The following is a 25824-nucleotide window of genomic DNA, read 5'->3' on the forward strand; positions in this document are numbered from 1 at the left end:
GGCCCCGCCGGCCCGCCCGGCGGCACGTTCGATGGCCGGGCCGGTGGGGGCGGTGGGGTTGGCTGGCGGGTCACCGGAGCCACCGGAGCGTGCGGTCGCATCCACGCCTGGCAGCGTACGACCCGGCACCGGCGGACCCGGACAGGCACGGACAGCTACCCTTGTACGGTGACGCTACGCCTGTATGACACCGCCACCCGATCGGTGCGGGACTTCGTCCCGCGGGAAGCCGGCAAGGTGGGGGTCTACCTGTGTGGTCTCACCCTTCAGGCTCCGCCGCACATAGGTCACCTTCGCTCCGGCGTCAACTATGACGTCCTGCGTCGTTGGCTGTTGGCCGCCGGCTACGAGGTCACCTTCATTCGCAATCTGACCGACATCGACGACAAGATCCTGATCAAGGCCGGTGAGCAGGGCCGTCCGTTCTGGTCGATCGCGTACGCCAACGAGTTGCTGCTCGCCGAGTCGTACCGGTCGTTGAACGTGCTGGCGCCCACCTATGAGCCGCGCGCCACCGGGCACATCCCCGAGATGCATGAGCTGATCACGAAGTTGATCGCCGACGGGCACGCGTACACGGCGAGTGACGGCTCCGGCGACGTCTACTTCGACGTGGGGTCCTGGCCGGCGTACGGGTCGCTGTCGGGTCAGTCTCCGGACGCCATGCAGTCGGCCGGGGACGCCCCGGATCGGGGCAAGCGGGATCCGCGCGACTTCGCGCTGTGGAAGGGTGCCAAACCGGACGAGCCGGCCGACGCCTACTGGCCCTCGCCGTGGGGGTTGGGCCGTCCGGGCTGGCACATCGAGTGCTCGGCGATGTGCTGGCGCTATCTCGGTCCGGAGTTCGACATCCACGGCGGCGGCCTGGATCTGACGTTCCCACACCACGAGAACGAGATCGCCCAGTCCCAGGCGGCCGGGTTGCCGTTCGCCCGCTACTGGGTGCACCACGGGCTGTTGAGCATCGGCGGGGCCAAGATGGGCAAGTCCGCCGGCAACGCGCTGGACCTGGCGTACGTGGACTCGCTCGGGGTGCGGCCGGTGGAGCTGCGCTACTACTACGCCGCCGCGCACTACCGGTCGGTGATCGACTACTCGGAGGATTCGCTGCGCGACGCGGCCACCGCGTACCGGCGGATCGAGGGTTTCGTGCAGCGGGCCGCCGAGCGGGTCGGTGCCGGGCAGCTCGGTGAGCTGCCCACCGGCTTCGTCGCGGCGATGGACGACGATCTCAACACGTCCGCCGCGCTGGCCGTGCTGCAACAGCACATTCGGGACGGCAACACCGCGCTGAGCGTCGGTGACGATGTGACCGTCCGCACCACGCTGGCCGTGGTGCGGGCAATGCTGGATATTCTCGGGGTCGACCCCCTCGACCCGGCCTGGACCGGTGGCGTCCGATCGGACGACCTTCGTGCCGTGGTGGACTCCCTGATCGCGCTGGCCCTGGAGCAGCGTGCGCAGGCGCGGGGCCGCAAGGACTGGACCGCCGCGGACGCCGTGCGTGACCAGCTCAAGCTGGCCGGTGTGGTGGTCGAGGACACCCCCCAGGGCCCCCGTTGGACTATTGGAGAGCAGGACTGATGGCCGGCAACTCGCAGCGCCGTGGCCGGCGACTGACGTCGAAGGCAGGCGCCCCCAAGGGCACCGGCGGCAAGAACAAGGACTCGTTGGCCGGGCGGGGTCGCACCCTGCCCGCGGACGAGCGGCCGTGGCACAAGGGCTACTCGGGCACCGAGAAGCTGCCGCAGCGCACCGCCTGGAAGCAGGACAAGGAGCGCCGCGCGGCGGCCGAGGAGGGGCGCGCCCCCAAGATCGGCCAGCCCGGCAGCAAGGACACCACCTGGGGCCGAGGCGGCGGTCGGGGCGTACCGGTCGGGCGGGGTGCCGCCACCGGCGGACGGGGCGGCAAGCCCACCGGCCGGTCCGGTCCCCGGGTCACGCCGGGGCGCAAGTCCAACCCGTCCAGGGACACTCCGGAACTGCTGGTCGGGCGTAACCCGGTGCTGGAGGCGCTGCGCGCCAACGTGCCGGCGACGGCGCTCTACACGGCCCAGGGCATCGACATGGACGACCGGATCAACGAGATCATCCGGACCGCCGCCGACCGGGGCATCGCCAACCTGGAGATCAGCCGCGCCGAGCTGGACCGGATGACCGGCGGGGTGCTGCACCAGGGCGTCGGCCTGCAGGTGCCGCCCTTCGCGTACCAGCCGTTCGAGGACATGGTCGCCGCTGCCCTGGAGCAGCAGGCTCCACTGCTTGTCGCGCTGGACGGTGTCACCGACCCGCGCAACCTGGGCGCCGTGATCCGGTCGGCTGCCGCGTTCGGCGCGCAGGGTGTCTTCGTACCCGAGCGTCGTGCTGCCGGGATCACCGCGACCGCCTGGCGGACCAGTGCCGGCGCGGCCGCGCGGGTGCCCGTGGCGCAGGTGACCAACCTGACCCGGTCGCTGAAGGCGTGCCGCGACGCCGGCTTCATGGTCGTCGGCCTGGACGCCGACGGCGACACCGACCTCTACAACCTGGAGGCCGCCGTCGGTCCGCTGGTGGTGGTGGTCGGCTCCGAGGGGCGCGGTCTTTCCCGCCTGGTCGGGGAGACCTGTGACCTGACCGTCAGCATCCCGATGATCTCCGAGGTCGAGTCGCTGAACGCCAGCGTGGCCGCGGCGGTCGCCCTGGCCGAGGTCGCCCGCCGGCGCTCCGTCGAGCTGTAGCGCACGTCGACGAAGGCCCCCTCCCGCCGAGCGCGGGAGGGGGCCTTCGTGCTCCACAGGGTGAAGAGCCACCTCAGGTACGACGAAGGGGGCGGCCCGCCGAAGCGGACCGCCCCTTTGTCGATACGGCGTTACGTCAGATCCGGCCACCGGTGGAGGCGTGGAAGACGTGGCTGCGACCGGCGACCGGCCTGACGAACACGGTGTCACCCATGTTCGGCATGCTGCGCCGGTCGGTGCGGACGACGAAGCGCTCCGAGTTGCCCCCCAGCGCGGCGTGACCGTAGACGTTGGCGTCCGAGCCGAGGTCCTCGACCAGCTCGACCACGACCGGCATGCCGCCCTCGGTCGGGCTGACCAGCTCGCAGTCCTCCGGGCGGAAGCCCACGGTGACCTTGCCGTCGCCACCCTCGGCGCGGGCCGCCTCGACCTGCTCCCGGGTCAGCGGGATCTGCAGCTCGGCGAACTCGGCGCCCCGCTCGTTCAGCGGAACGGTCTTGATGTTCATGGCGGGAGAGCCCATGAAGCCGGCGACGAACACGTTGGACGGGGTGTCGTAGAGCGCCCGCGGGGTGTCCACCTGCTGCAGGACACCGTCGAGCAGCACCGCGACCCGGTGACCCATGGTCATGGCCTCGACCTGGTCGTGCGTGACGTAGACAGTGGTGACGCCCAGCTTGGCCTGGAGCGACGCGATCTGGGTACGGGTCTGCACGCGGAGCTTGGCGTCGAGGTTCGACAGCGGCTCGTCCATGAGGAAGACCTGCGGCTCGCGGACGATCGCCCGGCCCATCGCGACACGCTGACGCTGACCACCGGAGAGCGCCTTCGGCTTACGGCTGAGGTACTCCTCCAGCTGGAGCAGCCCGGCCGCCTCCTTGACCCGCCGGTCGATCTCCGACTTGGAGGTCTTGCGCAGCTTGAGGGCGAACGCCATGTTCTCGTACACCGTCATGTGCGGGTAGAGGGCGTAGTTCTGGAAGACCATCGCGATGTCGCGGGCCTTCGGGGGCAGGTGGGTGACGTCACGCTGGTCGATGTAGATCGAACCGGCGTCCACGTCCTCCAGGCCGGCGAGCATCCGCAGGCTGGTGGACTTACCGCAACCCGAGGGGCCGACCAGTACGAGGAACTCCCCGTCGCCGATCTCGAGGTCCAGCTCGTTGACGGCGGGACGCTCTTGGCCCGGGTAGACCCGGGACGCCTTGGAATAGGTGACCGTAGCCATGGTGAAGCGCTTCCTTTCACCGGCAGGAACGTGCCGGACGATCCGAGTGAAGGAGCAACCGGCACGTGTCCGTGTCGGTTCAGCGGACGGCGAACCGGTCGCGGGGGCGCCAGGTTGTCGTCCGTGTCTGTGAACCGTAAACGCGTTTACCCGTGCTGCCAAGGCGGGGGCCCGCCCAGCCCACCAGGCGGGCTACGCATTCCGGTCACTCCGGCACGGGCAGACATCAATCGACGCCCTGTTAAAGGAGTCTGCGTCGGGTTGTTGACGATTCCCGTGCTCGGGAGGCCTCGCGATCGGGATTACCGGACGTCAGTCGCTATGCTGACCTCGATGCACGCGCCCCTGTAGCTCAGCTGGCCAGAGCACTCGCCTTGTAAGCGAGATGTCGCCGGTTCGATCCCGGCCGGGGGCTCCAATTACATCAGACCTATCCGAGCGGCACTGCTGCTCGACATCCGACCATCCGGTGCCAGGACCAAGCCGAGCGTGAAGATCAGTCGGGCAAGCTCGGCGTCCTGGCTCGGTACCCCACGCGTTCTGTCTGCTGCGAGGATCTGTGGTCATGGCCTTGGCGGATGAACTCGCTGAGTGGACGGATGTCGATGGCGCTCAGTACAAGTTGGGCCGAGCGGTGGGCCTGTTCGCGGATCACATGTTCTTGCAGGTCAAGTGGGTGTTCTGGGCGGACGATCCGCTCGGTCAGGCGCTATGGGACATGCTGCATGCGCTGGTGAAGGCGGGCGTTCTGGAGTACCGCGACGAGCCCGATCACCAATTTCGATGGAAGACGGCAACACCATTCGGCGGCCTCACGGCTACGACGGACGCCCGGCGCTAACCTGGGGCCGGAGCAGCGCGGAGCGGGGCGGGGGCAGATGAGTCGGGCGGTGGAGGAGTCGAACCGGGCGATGCTGCGCGCCCGGGACGCGATGGACCGGGCGTACGCCGAGCCTCTGGACATTCCCGCGTTGGCCCGGATCGCGCACGTCTCGCAGGCGCACTTCATCCGTACCTTCCGGGCCACCTTCGGTGAGACCCCGCACCGCTATCTTCAACGCCGCCGGGTGGAGCGGGCGATGTCGCTGTTGGTGGAGACCGACCGGGACGTGACGGAGATCTGCTACGCCGTCGGCTTCGGCAGCCTGGGCACGTTCAGTCGGACGTTCCGACAGATCGTCGGCGAGTCGCCCTCGGATTTCCGGCGTCAGCGCGTCGCGCCGGCCAACGTGCCGTCGTGCTTCACCAAAGCCTGGACCCGACCCAGCAGTTTTGGATAAGCCGCAGGTCACGGTCTACCTCTAGCGTCATGGGCATGACGATGAACGCGATCAGCCGCTCCCAGATCTACGTCCTCGACCAGGACGCCGCGCTTGACTTCTACGTCAACAAGCTCGGCATGGAGGTCAACACCGACCAGGACCTCGGCTTCATGCGGTGGCTCACTGTCAACCTGCCCGGCGACCCGGAGCGCGAGATCCTGTTGGAGAAGCCGGGCCCGCCCGCGCTGGACCCGGCCACCGCCGAGCAGGTCCGGGAGCTGCTCACCAAGGGTGCCCTCGGCGGGTACCTCTTCATGACCACTGACGACGCCCGCAAGACGCACGAGGATCTTGTGGCGAAGGGCGTCGAGATCACCGACGAGCCGACCGAGCGCCCGTACGGGATCGACTTCGGCATCCGGGACCCGTTCGGCAACCGGATCCGCATCGGCCAGATGTTCCCCCGGGCGTAGGGGGCGGGCGATGAGCCAGGCCGCGGCGTTTCCAGTGGTACGACCGACCGCCGTTGGTCGGGACCGCCTGCTGCTGATCGGCGGGGTGCTCGCCGGCCCGATCTTCGTCGGCTCGGCGATCGTGCAGGCGGCGACCCGGGACGGCTTCGACTTCCGTCGCCACCCGGTCAGCGTGTTGAGCACCGGTGAGCTGGGCTGGATCCAGATCGTCACGTTCCTGGTCACCGGGGTGCTCTGCGCGCTGGCCGCCCAGGCGCTGCGCCGCCGTACCAGCGAAGGCGGCGGGTCGGTGTGGTTGCCCCGACTGCTCGCGTTGTACGGCCTGGGCCTGGTCGGGGCGGCGATCTTCAGCGCCGATCCGGCCGATGGGTTCCCGGCCGGTACGCCTCGGGGCGCCGGTGAGATCAGTTGGCACGGGGGCCTGCACTTCCTGGTGGCGGCGGTGGCCTTCGTGTCGCTGATCGTGGCGACGGTGGTGGCCGCCCGTCGGGCCGCGCGTGGTCGAGCCGCGTACAGCCTGGTGACCGGGATCTTCTTCGCGGTGGCCTGGGTGACGCTGATCGTCCGGCCGGCGCCGGCCGTGATGGTCGCGTTCGGCCTGGCGGTGACGGCCGGCTGGCTGTGGGTGTCGGTCACCTTCGCGCGGGCGGCCGCCGGTCGGGCCGACTGAGCCGACGGCCGCAGGACCGGGAGGTGCGGGTCGAACTCGTACCTCCCGGTGTGTTGGGGTGAGGCCATGGCTACCCGGTTGCTGTACCTGACCCGACACGCCGAGCAGGATCTGTCCGAGCCGAGTGGGCCGGATGCCGGCGAACCGGATACCGGCCTGTCGGAGCGCGGCCGTCGGCAGGCCACCCTGCTGGGCGAACGCCTGCGGGCCCGGCGGTTCGCCGCCGTCCACCACGGGCCGCTGCGGCGAGCCGCACAGACCGCCGAGCTGGTCGCCAGGTCCCTGCCCGACGTTCCGGTGTACGAGACGGAGCTGGCCGGCGACCACCTCCCACACGACACCGATCCGGCTGGCCTGCCGGCCGCGTACGCCGAATTCCTGACCCAGTTCTCGGCGGCCGAGCGGGTCGACGGGCCGCGAGTGACGGCGGACGCGGTGCGGCGCTTCGCCGGCCCGGTCGCCGAGGGGCCCGCCGGTGGCGAACCGGTCCGCGAGCTGGTCGTGACGCACAGCTTCCTGATCGCCTGGCTGGTGCGGCACGCCCTCGACGCGCCAGAGTGGCGCTGGCTGGGCTTGAACACGCACAACGCGGGGCTGACCGTCATCCGGTACAGCGCGGCCGGTCCGCCGAATCTGGTCGCCGTCAACGACGTGGCCCACCTACCGCCGGAGCTGCGGGGCACCGGCCTGCCCCCGGACTACCTGGTGTGAGTGCCGGTGGCCCGTAGCAGCAGCTTGACCAGGTCCTGCGTGGCCGGCGGCGGGGGCCCCTCGGCCGGGCAGTCGGCGTACCCGGTCTCGATCGTGCCGACGGTGACCCGGTAGGTGAACACGTCCGCACAGTTGGTCGGGCTTGTCGTCCGTCGCGCCTCGGCGGCCAGTCGGGGGTCGGCGGCCAGAGCTGTCAGGCGGCCGAGGTCGGCGGCGCTGAGTCGACCGGTTCGCCGGCTGCCGGCCCGGTCCACAGCGGTCCACTGACCGTCCGGCTCGACGGTCACCACGTCACCGCGCCCGGCGAAGCCGCCGGAGCTTCGCAACATCACCCGGGCGGCCGCGCCGCTGGCCTGGGGGGCGGTGGTGGAGGCAGTGGTCGGAAGCAGGGTGCCGGTCGGGCTGGGAGCGGTGGTGACCGGAGGCTGGCTCGGGGTGGTGGGGGTCTGCTCGGCGCTGGTGCAGCCGGCCAGGAGGGCGACCAGTAGCGCGATTGCGGCGCCGGTTGTCGAGGTGGGTCTCATGGTCGTGGGACGCATGGTGGGCGGCGTCGGTTCCCCTGTCAAGGGCCTCACCCGAACGGTCAATGTCGATGTCTGACATCGGTTCGGGCCTTCTCTTTTCTTCAACACATAGTTATATCTACATGCGTGACTACCCCTGTCACACCTTCTCCTCTCAGGAGGGCACGTGAAAAAAGCTCTTGCCGCCGTCAGCGCAGTGCTGCTCACCAGCGGCCTGCTGACCTGCGTCGTCACCCCGGCGCACGCGGCCCCGCCCACCTCTCCCGCGCCGGACGCCTCCGCCGCGGCCCGAGCGGCAACCGTCCTACGAACGGACCCCGGCGCCGTCCAGGGTTCGAGCGCCGAGTCCTACCAGGTGCACAGCACCAAGGTGGACCCCAGCGGCGCCGCCCACACCCGCTACACCCGGACCTACCAGGGCCTGCGTGTGTACGGGGGTGACTTCGTCATCCACACTGCGCCGAACGGCACGTACACCGGCAGCTCGGTCGGCCTGGCCGCGCCGCTGACCCTCGCCACCGCGGCCAGGACCACCGCGGCGGCCGCGAAGAAGGCCGCCGGCGCCCGGTTCGCCGGAGAGGCCGAGGCGGTGGGCACGCCGGAGCTGTTCGTGGACGCCAGTTCCGGACAGGGCCGACTGGCCTGGGAGACCGTGGTCAGCGGGTGGCAGCCCGACGGGCAGACCCCGTCCCGGTTGCACGTGATCACCGACGCGGCCACCGGCGCGACCGTCGGGTCATACGACGAGATCGAATCGGTGACCGGCACCGGCAACAGCCTCTACTCAGGTGCGGTCAGCGTCGACACGACGCTCTCCGGAAGTACGTACCAGATGATCGACCCCTCGCACGGCAACGGGTCGACCTGCGACATGAACAACGGCACGTCGAGCTGCACCACCTTCACCGACGCGGACAACACCTGGGGCACCGGAGCCACCTCCAGTCGGCAGTCCGCCGCGGTGGACGCCCACTTCGGCGCCGCCAAGACGTTCGACTACTTCAAGAACACCCACGCCCGCAACGGCATCTTCGGCAACGGCACCGGCGTGCCGAGCCGGGTGCACTACGGCAACAACTACGTCAACGCCTTCTGGGACGGCTCCCGGATGACGTACGGCGACGGGTCGAGCAACTCCCGCCCGCTGGTCTCGATCGACGTGGCCGCGCACGAGATGAGCCACGGGGTGACCGAGAACGTGGTGCCCGGCGGCCTGACCTACTCCGGTGAGTCCGGCGGCCTCAACGAGGCCACCAGCGACATCTTCGGCAACATGGTCGAGTTCTACGCCAACACCTCGGCCGACCCGGGTGACTACCAGGTCGGCGAAAAGATCAACATCAATAACAACGGCACGCCGCTGCGCTACATGTACAACCCGTCGCTGGACGGCTCGTCCGACAGTTGCTGGTCCACCAGCACCAAGAACAAGGATGTGCACTACTCCTCCGGCGTAGCCAACCACTTCTTCTTCAACCTGGCCGAGGGCACCGGTGCCACCTCGTACGGCACCTCCCCGGTCTGCGGTTCCGCCCCCGCGGTGACCGGCATCGGTCGGGCCAAGGCCGAGAAGATCTGGTTCCGGGCCCTGGACGTCTACTTCACCTCCAACACGGCCTACGTCAGCACCAGCAACCCGGCGAACACCGCCCGCGCCTACAGCCTGCGAGCGGCCACCGACCTGTACGGAAGCTGCTCCACCGAGTACAAGGCCGTGCAGGCCGCCTGGACCGCGGTGAACGTCGCCGGCAACGACGCACCCTGCTCAACCGGCAACGACTTCTCCGTGGCGCTGTCGCCGACCGCCGGCTCGGTGAACCCGGGCACCTCAGCCGCCACCACCGTGTCGACCGCCACCACCGGTGGCTCGGCGCAGACGGTGACGTTCTCCGCGTCCGGCCTGCCCAGCGGGGCGAGCGCCGCGTTCAGCCCCGCCTCGGTGACCTCGGGCGGCTCGTCCACCCTCACCATCAGCACCTCGGCGAGCACCCCGCCCGGCACCTACTCGATCACCGTCAGCGGTGCCGGCGCGGTCACCCGCAGCGCGACCTACACGCTGACCGTGAACGGCACCGGCGGCGGCTGCACGGCGCCGGGCCAGAAGCTGGCCAACCAGGGCTTCGAGTCCGGTGCTACCGGCTGGACGGCCAGCTCCGGCGTCATCACCAGCTCCAGCGGCCAGGCGGCCCGCACCGGGTCGTACAAGGCCTGGCTGAACGGATATGGCACCACCCGCACCGAGACGCTCGCCCAGTCGGTGACCCTGCCGTCCGGCTGCTCGTCGTACGCGCTCAGCTTCTGGTTGCACATCGACTCGGCCGAGACCACCACCAGCATCGCGTACGACAAGCTCAACGTGCAGGTGCTGAATTCGAGCGGAACCGTTCTGGCCACGCTGGCGACCTACTCGAACCTGAACAAGGCCACCGGCTACAGCCAGAAGTCCTTCTCGCTGGCGGCGTACGCCGGTCAGACCGTCAACCTGAAGTTCACCGGCACCGAAGACTCCTCGCTGCAGACGTCCTTCGTGGTAGACGACACCGCGGTCACCGTCTCCTGACCTGACGGCCCGGCGGCCACCCTCCGCGGTGGTCGCCGGGCTCGCCGGTGCGGGTTTCCTGGCAATCTTGGACAGTTTCGTCAGCGCTGGCCCGCCGCTTGACGGAAACTGTCCAAGATTGCTTGGCAGTCCGCGTGACTTGACCCACCGCCCGTGCCGTTATGGTCGCCGCACGGCTGCATGGCGTCGACTCGCCAGATTGGCGCCGTCGGACGGTGGCGCGGGAAGGAAGCTGACGTGTCGGACGCGGAGTTGACCGTCGAGGTGACCGGGCCGGTCGCCACAGTGGTGATGCACAACCCGGCCCGGCGCAACGCGATGACCGCGGCCATGTGGCGTCAGCTCCCCGAGCTGCTCGACCGGCTGGAGCCCGACGCCGACGTACGGGCGTTGGTGCTCACCGGCGCGGGCGACGCCTTCTGCGCGGGTGCCGACCTCGGTGACCTGGCCGAGCTGCTGGACGCCGGTGACGCCAGCATCGCGGTGGCCGCCGAGGAACGGCTGGCCCGGTTCGCCAAGCCGACGATCGCGGCCATCCGGGGCGCCTGCGTCGGCGGTGGGGCTCAACTCGCTGTCGCCTGCGACCTGCGGATCGCCGCGGACGACGCCCGTTTCGGCGTACCGCCGGCCCGACTCGGACTGGTCTATCCGGCACCGACCACGCGCCGGCTGGCCCGGCTGGTCGGCCCGTCCGCCGCCAAGCATCTGCTCTTCACCGCCGAGCTGATCGACGCCGAGCGCGCCCTGCGGATCGGCCTGGTCGACGAGGTGCTGCCACCCGACCGGCTCGCCGCACGGGTGGACGAACTGACCGCCACGATCGCCCAGCGGTCGCCGCTGAGCATCGCCGCCGCGAAGGAGATCATCGACGAGCGGGCCGAACCCGCGCGGATCGCCTGGTGGCACCGGAAGGTGGCGACCACCGGCGAGGCCCGCGAGGGGGTCGCGGCGATCGCCGAACGCCGACAGCCCCGCTTCGCCTGGCAGCCCCCGACCGGCGACTGAACGCCTCGGCTGCTGCGGGTCAGAGCCACCCGACATCCTGCCGGGCCCGAGGCGCCCGGCAGCGGATCGCGTTTGTCGTACGACCATAGATGGGTATCCCGGGGCCAAACAGGGGCGGGGGCCTTCATGGAAATGTCGACTGCACCGCGAGGCCATGATCGTCGGCGGCTGATGCTCGTAGTGCTGCTGTCGATTCTGGCGGTAGCCATCATCGTCGATGCGGTAGTGATTGGCCGCGATACCGGCATCGTCGACGGCGACCCGCCGGCCTGGGCGACCGCTATCGGCGGCGCCCTGCAACTCGCCGGGCTCGCCCTGACGATCGCGACCCTCGTCTGGATCGGGGGACCACTATGGACGCGACAACGATGAGACCGGACCGGACCACCGGGCGGAAACAACTGCGACTCCGTCTGATCCTCGGGTTCGTGCTGCTGTCCGCCGTGGTCGGCGCGCTCGCGGTCGGTGTCGTGATGGGTGGCCAGAACACCGGCATCTTCGAGGGTGATCCGCCGCGCTGGGCCAGTAATCTCGGGCGCGTTCTGGTGATCCTCGGCGTCGTCGTCGAGGTGGCCGCTGTCGTCTGGGCCGTACGCACCGGGCGCCACCGGGCGTCCCGCCGGTCCCCGTTGCTGACGCTGAGCTGGTCGCACCGTCGGCGGCTGGCGCGGCAGGTTCGACGCGGCACACCCGAGGCCGACGAAGACCCGGCCCTCCTCGTGGAGACCGCCCGACAGTTCGCCGGCCAACGCTGGTTTGTGGTGCTGGTCGCCGGACTGGCGATGACCAGCGTCGGTCAGGCGTTCCTGGCGTTCGCGCCGTTCTTCGCGGCGATCGGCGGGTTGCTGCTGGTGACCTGGGCGGTGCTGATCGTGTCGGTCCTCCGGAATGCTCACAGGGGCGAGGCGTTCCTGCGCGCCCACCCGGATCCGAGCGGACGGTAGCCGCAAGCAGGTCCCACTCATCGCGATATTTCGATCCCGGGTACCCGGTCCTCAGACCGGTACGGCAGGCTGTCCGGCGTGCAGCGTGATCAGTTGCTTGCGGGCCGCTACCGGCTCCTGGAGCGCCTCGGCAGTGGCGGCATGTCGGCGGTGCACCGGGCGTACGACGAGGTGCTCGAACGGGACGTGGCGGTGAAGGTGCTGGTCGCCTCGGACACCAACGCCCGACAGCGGATCCGGGGCGAGGCCAAGGCCGCGGCCCGGCTGTCGCATCCGCACGTGACAAGCGTCTACGACTACGGCGAGTCGGTGCTGGATGGTGCCGAGGTCCCGTTCGTGGTGATGGAGTTGCTCGGCGGTCACACCCTCGAACACCGGTTGGTGGTCGGACCGTTGCCGCCGCGCGCCGGTCTGCGGGTGTGCGCCGAGGTGGCCTCGGCGCTCGCCGCCGCCCACGAGCAGGGGTTGGTGCACCGCGACATCAAGCCGGGCAACGTGATGCTCACACCGACCGGCGCGAAGGTGCTCGACTTCGGCATCGCGGCGGCCGCCGGCGCTCCGGAAATCGACTTCGAGGGGCGGCTGCTGGGTACGCCGGCGTACCTGGCGCCGGAGCGGTTGCAGGCCGGCGAGGTGCTGCCGGCCAGCGACGTGTACGCCCTCGGCCTGCTGCTGTACCGGGTGCTCACCAGCCGTTTGCCGTGGCCCGCCGAAGCGCAGAGCGGGATGCTCCGCGCGCACACGCACGTCGAGCCGGACCCGCTGCCCCCGATCGACGGCGTACCGCCGGAGGTGCACCGGCTCTACCGCTGGTGCCTGGCCGGCGACCCCGCCGACCGGCCGTCGGCCGCCGACGCGGCCCGCATATTGCTCGCCGCCGCCAGCGGAGCCGCCGCCAGCGGGACCTCCGCCAGCGGGACCGCCCCTGAGGCGGCTGCCGTCGCCGCCGACCCGGCGGCAAACGTCGCCGAGCCGACCCGCATCGGGCCGACCGACGAAGGATCGACCAGCACCGGGCCGACCAGCACCGGGCCGACCAGCACCGGGCCGACCGGCGATTCGGCGGGGCCGATGAGGCGCGGGCCGTGGCGTCGGGGGCGGGCCATTCTGACGGTCGGCGGTGCCGTGATCGCCGCGGTGGCGCTGGCCGGGTCGCTCGGCGATGTCAGCAATCGTCGACAGGGACAGGGCGCCGTTCCGACCGGTAGCGGCCCGGGCACCACGACTGTGGGGATGCCCCGCATTGAGGAGCCGACCGACGTGGCCGATGCCGGGCCGTCCGTGCCGCCGACCAGGAACACCGCGCCCGCTACCCGGATAAGCCCTCCGACCGGTCCGGGCCGGACAGAGACCCCGGTCCCGACAACCACCACCGCAGGGCCGACCCCGACCGGGGCCGCGCCGACTCCCACCTCTGCCGCCGGCGCACCAGTCGACGCGCGTGGCGGGACTGTCACCGCTCGCTGCGTGGGGAAGTCGGTCGAGGTGCTCACGGTCGTGCTTGCGCCAGATTTCCGCGCCGAGGAGTACGACCCGGGGCCGGCGAAGCAGATCGTGGTCGAGTTGACCTCTGCGGAGCACAGCAGCGAGATCCGGGTGCAGTGCCCCAATGCCCGACTGAAGTCGAAGGTCAAGGAACGCACCGCCTGATTCGGGGGGCCGGCGGGTGCCGCGCTCGGGACGTACCCGGGACGCGGCCCCCCGTTCCCGCCGGCCCGGTCCGTCACCGCCCGGTCAGCGCCGCCCAGCCCGGGTTCACCGGCTCCCGGCTCAGCGGCATGCCCGCCTCCGCCGGCGTCCGGTCCCCCTTGCGCTGGTTGCAGGCGTAGCAGGCGGCGGTGGTGTTCCGCCAGGTGTTCCGGCCGCCGCGCGAGCGGGGCAGGATGTGGTCGATGGTGGAGGCCGGGCCCCCGCAGTACGCGCAGCACCTGTCGTCGCGGCGCAGCACACCGGCCCGCGACCAGGCCGGCCCGGAGTTGAACCTCCACCGGGTGACCACGAAGCGGACCAGCCGCACCACCCGGGGCATCGGGAAGACCCCGATCACCCGGTCCGGCTCGGCCTCGTGGATCTCGGCCACCCGCCGGCAGAGCATGCGGACGGCGTGTTGGACGGTGACCCGGTGCAGCGGGCCGAGGTCGGCGTTGATGACGAGGACGGCGTCCACCGGGACTCCTTTCCAGAGGGGACGGACAGCAGGAAGCCGCCCGGTCCGGCTGTCGGACGGGGCGGCTCAGCGCGTACGGGTACGCGTCAGTCGGGCCGGCCCGCCCGGGGACCTTCCGCTCGGTAACCGTCACCGGGCAGCGTCGACAGCACGGTGCTGACGTGCCACATCGTCATGAGCTGCTCCCGCGGTGGTGGTTGACCTTGCGCGCTCACGGTAGGTCGACGCGGGAGACGCGAGCAACGTATTTCGATCGGCCGGTCTCCTCGGGGCGCCGCTGGCGGCGGGTGCGGGGAGCTGATTTCGCCGATACCTGGGCGGTGGTCAGCGGCCGGTTCAGCCGTAGGGCCATCCGCGCGGTGAGTTCGCTGTCCAGCAGCGGGCGGTTGACCTCACCGGCGACGGCCAGCGCGGGCCCGGAGACCGTCCGCCAGATCGCGGCCAGCCCGGCGCCGAGGCCCACCAGGGCGACGGTGGCCCGGGTGGTCGGTGAGCCGGCGGCTGCGGCGGCGCTCACCCCGACGACCGCGAAGAGCACCAACAGCAGGGGTACGAGCACCGGCCAGAAGATGCCCCGGGCCGCCTGCGCCACCAGCCGCCGGTCCCGGATGATCAGGTTCCTGGCGATCACCGCGTAGTCCTCCTCGTCGAGCAGGTCGCGCGGGTGCAGGCCGCCGGTGAGCACGTCGCGCCAGAGGTCACCCTGGCCGCGCAGCGCCCGGCTCAGGGTGGCGGGCGTCGGCTCGGTCGGGTCCCCGTGGCCGGCGCGGTCGACGGCGGTCGCCCAGGCGGCCAGCGAGCGGCGCACCACCGCGGCCGAGTACGGCGGCAGCACGCTGGCCAACTCGTCCAACCACCTGCTGATCTGGACCTGCCGGCCGCCGAACTGCCGCAGCAACTGCGTGACGTCACCGGCCCGGACGGTGTCGGCCACCGATCGGCCCAGTCGGTAGGCCAGCCCGACCCGGTGGTTGGCGGCCATCGCCCAGCGCAGCACCTCCACGTTGAGGTCGTCGAGGGCGAGCAGCAGCGGCACCGGGTCGGCGGGGTCGGGCTGGCCCAGGTCGGGGAGCAGGGCCCGGGCGGCCGACGTGTCGGGCACCGGCCCGGTGTGCCGGGTGAGGTCGGCGATCTGGGCCAGGGCGACGTCCACCCCGTCGAGGTACATCCGCATCCGTCGGTGGGCGGACATCTCGGTGAGGTTGGAGAGTTTGGCCGGCGGTACGGCAGGACGGGCCTCGACGAAGGCGCGGGGTTCCGCGTGCTGCCCGTGGTGGTAGGCGTCCGCCATCCACCAACCCAGCCGGAGCGCGGTGACGATGCAGGCACGCTCGTCGCGGATCAGCGGGTACGTGTCGTCGCGGCCGATCTCGTCGATCGACGGACCGTTCTCCGCGCCGGCGCGGTGCAGTGGTGACATCTCCCGCTGCCCTCCCGCCCGGCCGATCGACGGTTGATCATTCGAGCGTACGGCAGCGTACCGTGGCTTATGTTGTGTTTTGTCGATTTGGCCTGCCGGCCAGCAGCCCGCGCGGTCGGATCGAGCGCACCGGCTCGGCCGCGCCACCCTCGGCGCGCAGGATGTGGTTCGCGGCGATGATCCCGGTCGCGGCCGAGCGTTCCATCAACGCGCTCGGGAAGTCCGTGGCGATGCCGTCGCCGGCCAGGTAGATGCCGTTCGCGTCGGTGCGTACCCCCGGTCGCCAGGCGTGGCTGCCCGGCGTGAACGCCGGCGCCTGCGCCTCCACCCGGGCCCGCAGCTCGCGGACCCGCAGGTCGCCGGCCTCCGGCCAGAGCGCGACCAGCTCGCGGCGCATCCGCTCGGCCAGCTCGTCGGCCGGCACGCCGGGCTCACAGGCGTACGCGTGCAGCTCGATGACCGAACCGCCGGTCTGCCGCGCCCAGCGCCGCGGCTCGTTCTCCAGCCGGTGGTAAAGCGTCACCGAGTCCAGCGTGGGCTGGCGGGACACGCCGCTGAACACCGCCCGCTCGGCGGCCACGTCCCCGTCACACCAGTACCGCGCCACCGCGTACGGCGGGCCCGGGGTGCCGAAGGCCGCCATCCGTCCCGCCAGCTCGGGTGCCTGCTCGGCCAGGTCCGGGGAGGCCGCCACCAGCGCGGCGAGCGCTGGCGGGTCGACGGCGAGCACGACGTGACCCGCCGGATGGCTACCGCCGTCGGTGGTCGTCACCCGCCAGCCCTCGGCGTCGCGGTGCACCCCGGTGGCGGCGCAGCCGGTGACCACCCGGCCGCCGTGCTTCTCCACGTGCCGGGTCAGCGGCTCCCAGATCGCCGTGGCGTAGTCCTCGTCTGGGCAGTCGAAGGCCAGCCCTTCCGGGTTGCCGAGCAGGTAGAAGTGGAACTGGGCGACCATCTCGGCGGCCGACATCTCCGCCTCGTGGTTGAAGAACGAGTGCGAGAAGACCTCGAACAGCATCGCCCGCGCCCGGTCCGGCAGTCGCAGCGACGCCAGCAACTCGTCGGCGGTGGTGTCGTCCAGGTCGGCGTAGGTGCGCACCGGGTCGTAGCTGAGCAGCGGCAGCGCCGCGTCCCGATCCATCAGTCGCAGGTCGGCCAGGCGCAGGCTGGGGCTGCGCAGCAGCAGCGCCAGCAGGTTCGCCGGCGGCGCTGGCGGCAATTTGCCGAACTCCTCGGTCGGCCACTGCTCGCTGAGGATCGGGTAGCCCGGAATGGGCTTGAGGAAGCCCAGATCACTGTCGATGCGGCGGAGGATGGACCGCCAGTTGTAGTACTGCCGGAAGAACGCGTGGAAACCGTGCTCGTTCCGCTGGCTGCCGTCGGCGAGCGCCTCCGGCCAGGCGCCCAGCCGGCCACCGAGGGTGGGTGCCGCCTCCAGCACCGTGACCGCCACACCCCGCTCGGCCAGCACCACCGCCGCCGACATCCCGGCGATGCCGCCACCCACCACCAGCGCCGTGGTCGGTCGCGGCACCCGATCGGCGCCACCGCCGCCCGGGTCCACCTGGTGCTGCCGTACGCCGATCAGCCGACCTACCACTTGCGACAGCGCCATGGGCCCAGTCTGCCCCACCTCGGCTCAGTCGGCCGGTAGGCAGCGGCGGGGGCGGTCGGAGGCCGGCCAGACGTACTCCAGATCCTCCGGCACGTCGTCGCCGAACAGGGGGCGATAGTGCTCCGGGTCCTTGCGCAGCAGCGACGAGCGGTGGCTCAGGTGCAGGTCGTCCCGGCCCAGCCACGGTGGCAGCTCACCGGCTCGGGCCAGCTCGTCCTGGGTCCGTACGACGCCGGCCCCGCAGGCATCGGCGAGGTCGACGGTCATCGTGGTGGCGCAGGTGTCGGCCCGCCCCGGCTCGATCCAGACCGCGCACATGTCCAGCCCGTAGCGGACGAGCGCCTCCTCGTACCCGGCCCACATCTTCACGGCCGGGTGGTTGCGCCAGCCGTACCCGGGTCGGGTGAGCCCGCGCAGCACCTGGATGGCCTCCACCCGCTGCTTGCCCAGCCGCTTCTGATCCAGCGTGCGGGCGCTGGCCAGAAAGCCCGGGTACGGGAGGAACGTCTGCATGTCGCTGCTCTACCCGTCGGCGGGGCGGACATACCTGGTCACGGGATGATCCGGACGGGGTCGCCCACCGTGGCCGTGCTGATTACGATCCGGGCATGGCGGAGCCGTGGCGGGACCGGGCGCGACGGGCGGTCGAGTGGAACTGGCGGCTACGGTCCGTCGGTGACCCGCGCCCGCACTACGTGATCTGCGGGAAGGACGCGCTCGCCTACTACGTGGCCCGGGCGATGCTCGAATCCGAGCTGCCGGCGGGTGGGGCCCGGGTGACGGTCGTGGTGCCGGAGCGTTACCGCAGCAACGGGCCGGACGTCGCCGGGCTGCGCGGGGTCCGGGTGGTCCGCTCGGACCGGCTGGACGTGGCCACCTTCGAGGCCGCCGGTCTGGCCGGCGCGACCGGGCTGGCCCTGCTGCACCAGGACGACGTGGGCAACCTGCACGCCGCGCTCTGCGCCCAGGCTGTCGACCAGCGGGTCCGTCAGGTGCTGCGGATGTTCAACGGCACCCTCGCCGACGGCGTACGCAAGCTGCTCAAGGCCCCGGTCGAGGTGCTCTCCGACGCCGAGATGGCGGCGCCGGCCTTCGTGGCCGCCGCGCTCAACGAGGTCGACCCGAGTTCCTTCCAACATCGGGACAAGACGCTGCGGGTGGCGCGGCGGGCCGACGTCCGACCGCAGGACGTGGTCTGCGCGTTGGCGCACCTCAGTGAGGCGCAGGGGGTGGAGCTGCTGCCGGCCGATCAGGCCGGCGCCGACCTGGTGCTCGCCGAGGCGACCGGTCAGCCACCGGGCACCGAGGTCGCCGCCCGCCGGTTGGTCCGGGCGCGGCGGCGGCGTCGTCCGGTAGCGGTGGTGCTGGGGGCGGTACGCGGCTTCGCCACCCGCAAGATCGGCATTGCGGTGATGGCGGTGCTCGCGCTGATCGCGGTGCTGGGGGCGCTGATCTCCCGGGCCGAGGACGTCTCCCCGCTGGAGGCGCTGTACCTGACGCTGGTCACCACGCTCAGCGGCGCCGACCCGGACACCACCAAGGCGGCGGACGCCCAGATCATGCAGGTGGTGCTCAACCTGGCCGGGTTGGCGTTGATCCCGCTGATCACCGCCGTCGTGGTGGACGGCATCGTCAACGCCCGGCTGGCCCTGCACACCGGCCGTCTGCAACCCCCGCGGGTCGGGCACGTGGTGGTGATCGGCCTGGGCAACGTCGGCACCCGGGTGATGGCGCAACTGCGCGAGTACGACGTCGAGGTGGTGGCGATCGACAAGGATCCGCAGCCGCGCGGCGCCGCCCTGGCCCGCCAACTGGAGGTGCCGCTGATCGTCGGCGACGCCGCGTTGCCGGAGACGCTGGTCGCCGCCTCGGTGGCCGACTGCCAGGCGCTGGTGGTGGCGTCCACCGACGACGTGGCCAACCTGGAGGCGGCACTCGCCGCCCGCGATCTCCGCGCCGACCTGCGCGTCGTGCTTCGGCTCTTCGACGGTGACTTCGCCGAACGGGTGGAGGAGACCTTCGCGCTCGGGGTGTCCCGCTCGGTCTCCTACCTGGCCGCCCCGGCCTTCATCGGGGCGCTCACCGAACGCAATGTCATCAGCACCATCCCGGTCGACCGGCACGCGCTGCCGGTCGCCGAGGTGCCGGTCGCCGCCGGCTCCGAGCTGGACGGCCGACCGCTGGACGTGGTCAACCGGGACGGGCAGGTCCGGCTGATCGCCCGCACCCCGGCGGGCGGTGCCAAAACGATCTGGTGGAAGGACCTCGACCCCCGGCAGGTGATCTTCGCCGGTGACCGGCTGACTGTGGTCGCCAGGCGGCGCGGGTTGGACCGGCTGACGCGGCAGTGCGCCCCGCCGCCCCACCCGGGCCCGGTCCTCCGGCCAGCCGGGTCGGTCCCCGGGGGGGTGCACGCCCCATCGGCGGCGCCCCCGCCGGTGCCGGGCCAGACGGGTTCGGGAGTTCCGCCCGCCGGGGACGTGCCCTCGACGACCAACGGCGGTCAACCCGACGAACTCGAGCTGACCCGCCGGCATGACGGGCCCGGCGAGGTGAGCTGACGGTCAAAGGCTGCCCAATCGGTCCGCAGGAACCGGCCGGCAGTGGGCGACAATCCATGTCATGCGTTTTCGCATCCTGGGTCCGACCCAGGTCGTGCTGGCCGACGGGCGAGAGGTCCCCGTGGGCGGTCCGCGGCTGCGCGCCCTGCTGGCGCTCCTCCTGCTCGACGCGGGTCGGGTGGTCTCCGCCGAGCGGCTGATCGACGGCCTGTACGGGGAGCATCCGCCGCGGGGAGCGGCCAACGCGCTCCAGTCCCAGGTGTCACGGCTGCGGCAGGCCCTGCCCGCCGAGCACGACCCTGTCGAGTTTCACCCGGCCGGTTATCGCCTCGCCGTGGATTCCGACGATGTCGACGCGTACCGCTTCGAGCGGCTCGCCGAGGCGGGGCGCCGCGCGCTCGTCGACGGTGACTGGCCCCGGGCGGCGGCGGTGTTGCGCGAGGCGCTGGAGTTGTGGCGGGGTCCCGCCCTGGCCGATGCCATCGGCGCGCCCGCCCAGGCAGCCCGACTGGACGAGCTGCGGCTGGCCGCCATCGAGGATCGGGTCGAGGCGGACCTGGCGTTGGGCGCACAGAGCGCGCTGATCGCGGAGCTGCGGGAGCTGGTCGTGGCGCACCCGTTGAGGGAGCGCGCGCGGGGCCAGCTCATCCGTGCCCTGGCGGCACTGGGTCGGCCGGCGGAGGCGCTGGCCGAGTTCGAGGACGCCCGGCACACGCTGGCCGAGCAGCTCGGCGTCGACCCGTCGGCGGAGCTGGCGGCGGTCCACCTGGCGGTGCTGCGCGGTGAGGAACGCGGGCTCGCCGAACCGGCGCTGCCGAGTCAACTCACCACGTTCGTCGGGCGGGAGGAGGAGCTCAAGCGCGTCGGGGACCTGCTCGGCGACCGCCGGCTCGTCACCCTCACCGGCCCCGGAGGGGCGGGCAAGACGCGCCTGGCGATCGAGGCTGCGGGCCGGGTCGACGGCGAGGTCCGTTTCGTCGAGCTGGCCGGGCTGGCCGACGGTTCGGACGTACCGCAGGCGGTTCTGAGCGCACTCGGCCTGCGCGATGCGGGCCTGCGCGCCCCGGCCGAGCCGGGCCGGCAGACCACCGATCGGCTGGTCGAGGCGCTCGCCGAGCGGCGACTGCTGCTGGTGCTCGACAACTGCGAACACGTTCTCGTCGACGCGGCCCGGCTGGCGGCCCGATTGCTGAGCGCGTGCCCGGCGTTGCGCGTCCTGGCCACGAGTCGGGAGCCGCTGGGGCTGGCCGGTGAGGCGCTGTGCCCGCTGTCCGGGCTCACAGTGCCACCGCTCGGCGCGTCCGCGCTGGACGCCGACGACTATGCGGCGGTCGGCCTCTTCGCCCAGCGGGCCACCGACGTCGCGCCAGACTTCACTGTCACGCCGGCCAACGTCGAGATGGTGCTGCGGATCTGCCGCAGCCTGGACGGCCTGCCGCTGGCGATCGAGTTGGCCGCCGCGCGGCTGCGGGCGCTGTCCGTCGCCGAGGTGGCCGCCCGCCTCGACGACCGGTTCCGGCTGCTGTCAACTGGCAACCGGGCCGCGTCGCCGCGACACCGCACGCTGCGGGCCGTGGTCGAGTGGAGTTGGGATCTGCTCGACGACGCCGAACGGAAGGTGGCACGGCGGCTGACCGTCTTTGCCGGTGGGGCGACGCTGGAGGCGGCCGGGCGGGTCTGCGGCTTAGCGACCTTCGAGTTCGTCGACGCGCTGAGCGGTCTGGTCGACAAGTCCTTCGTGGAGATGACCGGCGGCCGGTACCGGATGCTCGAAACGGTGCGTGCCTTCTGCGCCGAGCGTCTCGCTGAGGCCGGCGAGGCCGACCAGCTCCGTCGCGCGCACACCGCGTACTTCCTGGAATTCGCCTGGACCGCCAGCGACCACCTCCGCTGCGCGGAGCAGCTGCACTGGTTGCGACGGCTCGACGCGGAGCGGGACAACCTGCACGCGGCGTTGCGGCGGGCCACCGCCGCCGGTGACGCGTCCGACGCGGCCGGGATGGTCGCGGCCCTGTCGTTCTACTGGTGGCTGCGCGGCATGCGCGGGGAAGGGGCGCGGCTCGCCGCGGACGTCCTCGAACTGCTCGGCGCCGAAGCACCACCGGGGCTGAGCGAGGAGTTCGCCCTCTGCGTCTACAACGCCTCGCTCGCCGGCTCCGGCCCTTTGCCGTCCCTCGGAACGCAGCGGTCCGTGATCCGCAGCCTCGACCGGGCGCCCCGACAGCCCTTCCTGCTGTACCTGTCGGGGATCTCGACCGGGCCGCCGTCCGGCGGCGCCGAGGATGTCGACGAGCTGATGGCGGAGCTGAGACGGCTGGTCGGCCCGGACCCGTGGATCAACGCGCTCGGCGCGATGGGCAGCGGCTCGGCGCTGATGTGGAGCGACCAACGGGACCGGGCCGAGGCCGCGCTGGCCACCGCGCTCGACGGCTTCCGCAGCACCGGGGACCGGTGGGGCACCATGATCACGCTCGGTGCGCTCGGCGAACTGGCCGCCTGGCAGGGCGACCCGGAGACGGCGGGCGCGCACATGGACGAGGCCATGGGCCTGGTCGAGGCGCTAGGGTCGGCCGTCGACCAGGCCGACATGCTGCGTACCCGGGGCGAGATAAGGCTGCGCGCCGGTGACCTCGCGGCGGCGCACGACGACTTCGCCGCTGCGCTGCTCCTCGCGCAGCGCAGCGGCGCGCCCGAGTTCGTGGCCAGCGCCCGGCTCGGCCTCGCCCAGGTGGCCCGGGTGCGCGGGAACCTGGCCGCCGCGAGGCGGTTCTGCGAGGAGGCGTTGGCCGGTGGGCTCACTGGCTGGTACGTCGGCGAGGCCGCCCGTGCGGAGATCATTGTCGTTTTGAAGGAGATCGCCGAGGCGGAGAAGGCCGGTGCGCCGCCGTCAGCGGCCGGTGCGTGACCGGTCAGCGCCCGGCCGCACCGTGGGGGCATGACGACATTCGAGGTGGTCGCCGAGGGGCTGGGCAAGCGGTACGGCCCGACCCGCGCGCTCGACACGTTCGACCTGACCGTGCCGCCCGGCACGGTCCACGGACTGCTGGGGCCGAACGGCGCGGGCAAGACGACGGCCGTACGGATCCTCACCACGCTGCTGCGCTTCGACACGGGAAGGGCCACGGTGGCTGGGTACGACGTGCTGCGCCGGCCGGACGAGGTGCGCGCCCGGATCGGGCTGACCGGGCAGTACGCCGCTGTCGACGAGATCCTCAGCGGTCGGCAGAACCTGGAGCTGTTTGGCCGGTTGTTCCGGCTCAGCCGACGGGAGGCCCGCCGACGCGCCGCTGACCTGCTGGAACGGTTCGGGCTCGACGAGGCAGCGGGCCGGTCCGCGGGTGAGTACTCGGGTGGGATGCGTCGCCGCCTGGACCTCGCCGCCAGCCTGATCCGCACGCCGCGCGTGCTCTTCCTTGACGAGCCGACGACCGGCCTGGACCCGCGCAGTCGCAACCAGGTGTGGGACCTCGTGCGCGGTCTCGTGGCGGACGGGACGACGGTGCTGCTCACCACGCAGTACCTGGAGGAGGCCGATCAGCTCGCCGACCGGATCTCGGTGATCGACGCCGGTCGGGTGGTCGCCGAGGGCTCACCGGACCAGCTGAAGGCGATGACCGGCGGCGACCGGATCGAGGTGGTGGTCCGCGACGCGGCCGAGCTGGGCCACGCGGCCCGCCTCGTCGCGCCGATCTGCGGCGCGGAGCCCGAACTCGACAGGGAGGTTCGACGGCTCAGCGTGCCGGTGGTCGATCGCGTCGCCGGCCTGGTCGACGTGGTGCGCGCGCTGGATGACGCCGGGATCGCGGTCGAGGACATCGGCCTGCGGCGCGCGACGTTGGACGAGGCGTTTCTGCACCTGACCGGGCACCGGCCGGACGAGGCCCGCGAGCCCGTCGCCGCGGGACGAAAGGCGGACGTGGCATGACCACGGCAATCGCTGACGGCTGGACGATGACCAGGCGGAACATGACCCACGTGGTCCGCGCGCCGGAGGAGCTGATCCTCTACTTCACGCTGCCGATCATGTTCGTGCTGGTCTTCGGGTACGTGTTCGGCAGCGGCATGCAGGTGGCGGGCGGTGGCGACTACCGCGAGTTCCTGCTGCCGGGGGTCTTCGTGATGACCATGCTGTACGGGCTGGGGGCCACCGCGACCGGCGTGGCGCTGGACCTCAGCCGGGGCGTGGTCGACCGGTTCCGGTCCATGCCGATGGCACGGTCCGCCCTGATGACCGGTCGCAGCGCCGCCGACCTGCTGCGCGCCCTGCTGGAGATGTCCACCCTCCTGGTGTGTGGCCTGCTCGTCGGGTGGCAGTGGCGACAGGGCGTCGGCAAGGCGTTGCTCGCCGTCGGCCTCCTCCTGCTGCTGCGAATCGCGATCACCTGGGTCGGGATCTACCTGGCGTTGCTGGTCCGCAACCCGGACACGGTCGGTGTGATCGTCTTCCCGGCGGCGTTCCCGTTCACCGCGATCTCCAACGTCTTCGTGTCGCCCGAGCTGATGCCGTCGGTCATCGGGACGATCTCGGAGTGGAACCCGTTGTCGGCCACCGTCGCGGCGATCCGCGAACTGTTCGGCAACCCGGGCCTGGGCGGCGACTCCTGGCCGGCGGAGCACGCGATGCTGTTGGCGGTGCTGTGGCCGGTGCTGCTGATCGCGACGTTCGCCCCGTTGGCAGTGCGCCGCTACCGGCGGTTGAGCCGCTGACTCCGGCCGCCTGCCAGGGTCAGCGGCGAGCCCGCAGGGCGTAGAAGGCGGCGCCGACGGCGAGCACACCGAAGCCGGCGAGAACGCTGCCCAGCGGCAGGTTGACCGCCAGCAGCAGACAACCGAAGAGCCCCAGACCGGCGAGCACCCGGACCGGCAACCGCCGGTCCGGGTCCCGGACCATCGTGAGCGCCGCGGCGTTGGTGATCGCGTAGTAGACGAGCACAGTGCAGCTGGAGAAGCCGATCGCATGGCGGACGTCGCCGAGCAGCACCACCACGATCACCACGGCGGCGACCGCCAGTTCGGCGCGGTGCGGCACCTGGTGCACCCGGTGCACGGCGGCCAGCGCGCCGGGCAGGTCACGGCGGCGGGCCATGGCGAGGGTGGTCCGGCCGACCCCGGCGACCAGGGACAGCAGCACCCCGACGACGGCGATGGTGGCACCGGCGCGGACCACCCACGCCAGGCCGGGCAGCCCGGCGGCGGTCACCACGTCGACAAGGGGCGCGGCGGACCCGGCCAGTCGGTCGGCGCCGAGCACCCCAAGGGTGACCACGGCCAGCACCAGGTAGATCACGAGCACCACCCCGAGCGCCAGTGGCACCGCGCGCGGAATGGTCCGCTGCGGGTCGCGGACCTCCTCGCCGAGTGTGGCGATCCGGGCGTACCCGGCGAAGGCGAAGAACAGCAGCCCGGCGGCGGTGAGCACGCCCCGCGCCGATCCGCCGGGCTCGCCGAGTCGGTCCAGGTGCACCGGCCCGCCCACCACCCCGACGACAGTGACCACGGCCAGCACCGCGAGCACCAGCACGACCAACGCTCTGGTCACGGTGGCGGTCTTGCCGATGCCGCGCAGGTTCACAGCGGTCACCGCGAGCACCGCACCGGCGGCTACCGGCCGGGCCTGGCCCGGCCAGAGGTACGCCCCGATGGTCAACGCCATCGCCGCGCAGCTCGCCGTCTTGCCGACCACGAAGCCCCAGCCGGCCAGGAATCCGGCGAACGGCCCGAGGCGCTCCCGGCCGTAGACGTAGGTGCCGCCGGACTCCGGATAGCGGGCCGCGAGCCGCGCCGAACTGGTCGCGTTGCAGAAGGCGACGAAGCCGGCCAACACCAGCGCGGGCAGCAGGCCGGCGCCGCCGGCCGCCGCCACGGCCGGGCCGAAGACCACGAAGACGCCCGCGCCGAGCATCGAGCCCAACCCGAGAACAACCGCATCGGGTACGCCCAGCCGCCGCGCCAGTTGGTCCACGATCC

General features: G+C 71.8%; 23 protein-coding genes and 1 tRNA gene. 17 read left to right on the plus strand and 7 right to left on the minus strand.

All coding sequences use genetic code 11. The features are described from left to right. The first annotated feature begins 168 nt into the window (after nt 1-168). Complete coding sequence (gene cysS, locus ABZS40_RS00910) at nt 169-1584, plus strand: cysteine--tRNA ligase (RefSeq protein WP_354940276.1); 1416 nt, start codon at nt 169-171, stop codon at nt 1582-1584. Then, nucleotides 1584-2717 (plus strand): 23S rRNA (guanosine(2251)-2'-O)-methyltransferase RlmB, encoded by a 1134-nt coding sequence (gene rlmB, locus ABZS40_RS00915; protein WP_354940279.1) that lies wholly within the window; start codon nt 1584-1586, stop codon nt 2715-2717. Before cysS ends, rlmB begins: the two co-directional genes overlap by 1 nt. 136 nt (nt 2718-2853) lie before the next feature. Here the strand turns inward: rlmB and ugpC are convergent, their stop codons facing one another. After that, on the minus strand, nt 2854-3945 hold the full coding sequence (gene ugpC / locus ABZS40_RS00920; RefSeq protein WP_354940282.1) for a sn-glycerol-3-phosphate ABC transporter ATP-binding protein UgpC: 1092 nt from the start codon (nt 3943-3945) through the stop codon (nt 2854-2856). 341 nt (nt 3946-4286) lie between these two features. On the opposite strand from ugpC, the gene ABZS40_RS00925 reads away from it, so the two are divergent. The 6 genes from ABZS40_RS00925 (at nt 4287) to ABZS40_RS00950 (ending at nt 7061) form a co-directional block, all read left to right on the plus strand. Beyond that, nucleotides 4287-4363, plus strand: a tRNA-Thr gene (locus ABZS40_RS00925). 147 nt (nt 4364-4510) lie between these two features. Continuing rightward, nucleotides 4511-4786 (plus strand): hypothetical protein, encoded by a 276-nt coding sequence (locus ABZS40_RS00930; protein ID WP_354940285.1) that lies wholly within the window; start codon nt 4511-4513, stop codon nt 4784-4786. 37 nt (nt 4787-4823) lie between these two features. After that, nucleotides 4824-5225, plus strand: a complete 402-nt coding sequence (locus tag ABZS40_RS00935; RefSeq protein WP_354940288.1) for an AraC family transcriptional regulator — start codon at nt 4824-4826, stop codon at nt 5223-5225. Between the two features lie 35 nt (nt 5226-5260). Further along, nucleotides 5261-5680: a VOC family protein gene (locus ABZS40_RS00940; RefSeq protein WP_088952055.1), complete on the plus strand. Its 420-nt coding sequence runs from the start codon at nt 5261-5263 to the stop codon at nt 5678-5680. 10 nt (nt 5681-5690) lie between these two features. After that, nucleotides 5691-6350, plus strand: a complete 660-nt coding sequence (locus ABZS40_RS00945) for a DUF998 domain-containing protein (RefSeq protein ID WP_354940291.1) — start codon at nt 5691-5693, stop codon at nt 6348-6350. A gap of 66 nt (nt 6351-6416) precedes the next feature. Beyond that, nucleotides 6417-7061 carry a histidine phosphatase family protein gene (locus tag ABZS40_RS00950; RefSeq protein ID WP_354940294.1) on the plus strand — a complete coding sequence of 215 codons (645 nt, stop codon included), beginning with the start codon at nt 6417-6419 and terminating at the stop codon, nt 7059-7061. On the opposite strand, the gene ABZS40_RS00955 is transcribed toward ABZS40_RS00950, so the two are convergent. Next, on the minus strand, nt 7049-7585 hold the full coding sequence (locus ABZS40_RS00955) for a hypothetical protein (protein WP_354940297.1): 537 nt from the start codon (nt 7583-7585) through the stop codon (nt 7049-7051). The two genes, ABZS40_RS00950 and ABZS40_RS00955, sit on opposite strands and share 13 nt — an antisense overlap. 166 nt (nt 7586-7751) lie before the next feature. Between ABZS40_RS00955 and ABZS40_RS00960 the strand changes: the two genes are divergently transcribed. The 5 genes from ABZS40_RS00960 to ABZS40_RS00980 all read left to right on the plus strand — a co-directional run bounded on the left by ABZS40_RS00960 (nt 7752) and on the right by ABZS40_RS00980 (nt 13744). Then, the gene (locus ABZS40_RS00960; RefSeq protein ID WP_354940300.1) at nt 7752-10145 is read left to right on the plus strand and encodes a M4 family metallopeptidase; all 2394 of its coding nucleotides are present in this window, start codon (nt 7752-7754) and stop codon (nt 10143-10145) included. A 180-nt stretch (nt 10146-10325) separates the two neighbouring features. Next, nucleotides 10326-11150, plus strand: coding sequence for an enoyl-CoA hydratase/isomerase family protein (locus ABZS40_RS00965; protein WP_354940303.1), 825 nt, complete (start codon nt 10326-10328; stop codon nt 11148-11150). Between the two features lie 171 nt (nt 11151-11321). Beyond that, a complete protein-coding gene (locus ABZS40_RS00970; protein ID WP_354940306.1) occupies nt 11322-11522 on the plus strand; it encodes a hypothetical protein in 201 nt (66 codons plus the stop codon). Then, entirely contained in the window at nt 11519-12094 is a 576-nt protein-coding gene (locus tag ABZS40_RS00975; protein WP_354940309.1) for a hypothetical protein, read from the plus strand. Before ABZS40_RS00970 ends, ABZS40_RS00975 begins: the two co-directional genes overlap by 4 nt. A gap of 78 nt (nt 12095-12172) precedes the next feature. Beyond that, nucleotides 12173-13744, plus strand: coding sequence for a serine/threonine-protein kinase (locus ABZS40_RS00980; RefSeq protein WP_354940312.1), 1572 nt, complete (start codon nt 12173-12175; stop codon nt 13742-13744). A 73-nt stretch (nt 13745-13817) separates the two neighbouring features. Here ABZS40_RS00980 and ABZS40_RS00985 read toward each other — a convergent pair whose 3' ends face one another. The 4 genes from ABZS40_RS00985 to ABZS40_RS01000 all read right to left on the minus strand — a co-directional run bounded on the left by ABZS40_RS00985 (nt 13818) and on the right by ABZS40_RS01000 (nt 17809). Further along, nucleotides 13818-14261: an HNH endonuclease gene (locus ABZS40_RS00985; RefSeq protein WP_354940315.1), complete on the minus strand. Its 444-nt coding sequence runs from the start codon at nt 14259-14261 to the stop codon at nt 13818-13820. 211 nt (nt 14262-14472) lie between these two features. Next, nucleotides 14473-15681: a hypothetical protein gene (locus ABZS40_RS00990; protein ID WP_354940318.1), complete on the minus strand. Its 1209-nt coding sequence runs from the start codon at nt 15679-15681 to the stop codon at nt 14473-14475. Nucleotides 15682-15748: 67 nt separating this feature from the next. Continuing rightward, entirely contained in the window at nt 15749-17296 is a 1548-nt protein-coding gene (locus ABZS40_RS00995) for an FAD-dependent oxidoreductase (RefSeq protein ID WP_354940321.1), read from the minus strand. A gap of 24 nt (nt 17297-17320) precedes the next feature. Next, the gene (locus tag ABZS40_RS01000) at nt 17321-17809 is read right to left on the minus strand and encodes an MSMEG_6728 family protein (RefSeq protein ID WP_354940324.1); all 489 of its coding nucleotides are present in this window, start codon (nt 17807-17809) and stop codon (nt 17321-17323) included. Between the two features lie 95 nt (nt 17810-17904). Between ABZS40_RS01000 and ABZS40_RS01005 the strand changes: the two genes are divergently transcribed. The 4 genes from ABZS40_RS01005 to ABZS40_RS01020 all read left to right on the plus strand — a co-directional run bounded on the left by ABZS40_RS01005 (nt 17905) and on the right by ABZS40_RS01020 (nt 24564). Beyond that, nucleotides 17905-19857, plus strand: coding sequence for an NAD-binding protein (locus ABZS40_RS01005; protein WP_354940327.1), 1953 nt, complete (start codon nt 17905-17907; stop codon nt 19855-19857). Nucleotides 19858-19918: 61 nt separating this feature from the next. Beyond that, on the plus strand, nt 19919-22762 hold the full coding sequence (locus ABZS40_RS01010) for a BTAD domain-containing putative transcriptional regulator (RefSeq protein WP_354940330.1): 2844 nt from the start codon (nt 19919-19921) through the stop codon (nt 22760-22762). A 30-nt stretch (nt 22763-22792) separates the two neighbouring features. Beyond that, the gene (locus ABZS40_RS01015; protein ID WP_354940333.1) at nt 22793-23782 is read left to right on the plus strand and encodes an ATP-binding cassette domain-containing protein; all 990 of its coding nucleotides are present in this window, start codon (nt 22793-22795) and stop codon (nt 23780-23782) included. Then, a complete protein-coding gene (locus ABZS40_RS01020) occupies nt 23779-24564 on the plus strand; it encodes an ABC transporter permease (RefSeq protein WP_354940336.1) in 786 nt (261 codons plus the stop codon). Before ABZS40_RS01015 ends, ABZS40_RS01020 begins: the two co-directional genes overlap by 4 nt. 19 nt (nt 24565-24583) lie before the next feature. Here the strand turns inward: ABZS40_RS01020 and ABZS40_RS01025 are convergent, their stop codons facing one another. Continuing rightward, nucleotides 24584-25819, minus strand: coding sequence for an APC family permease (locus ABZS40_RS01025; RefSeq protein WP_354940339.1), 1236 nt, complete (start codon nt 25817-25819; stop codon nt 24584-24586). Between the last annotated feature and the right edge of the window lie 5 nt (nt 25820-25824).

This window comes from Micromonospora sp. NPDC005324 (assembly GCF_040607155.1).
In the GTDB taxonomy this organism is placed as follows: domain Bacteria; phylum Actinomycetota; class Actinomycetes; order Mycobacteriales; family Micromonosporaceae; genus Micromonospora; species Micromonospora trifolii.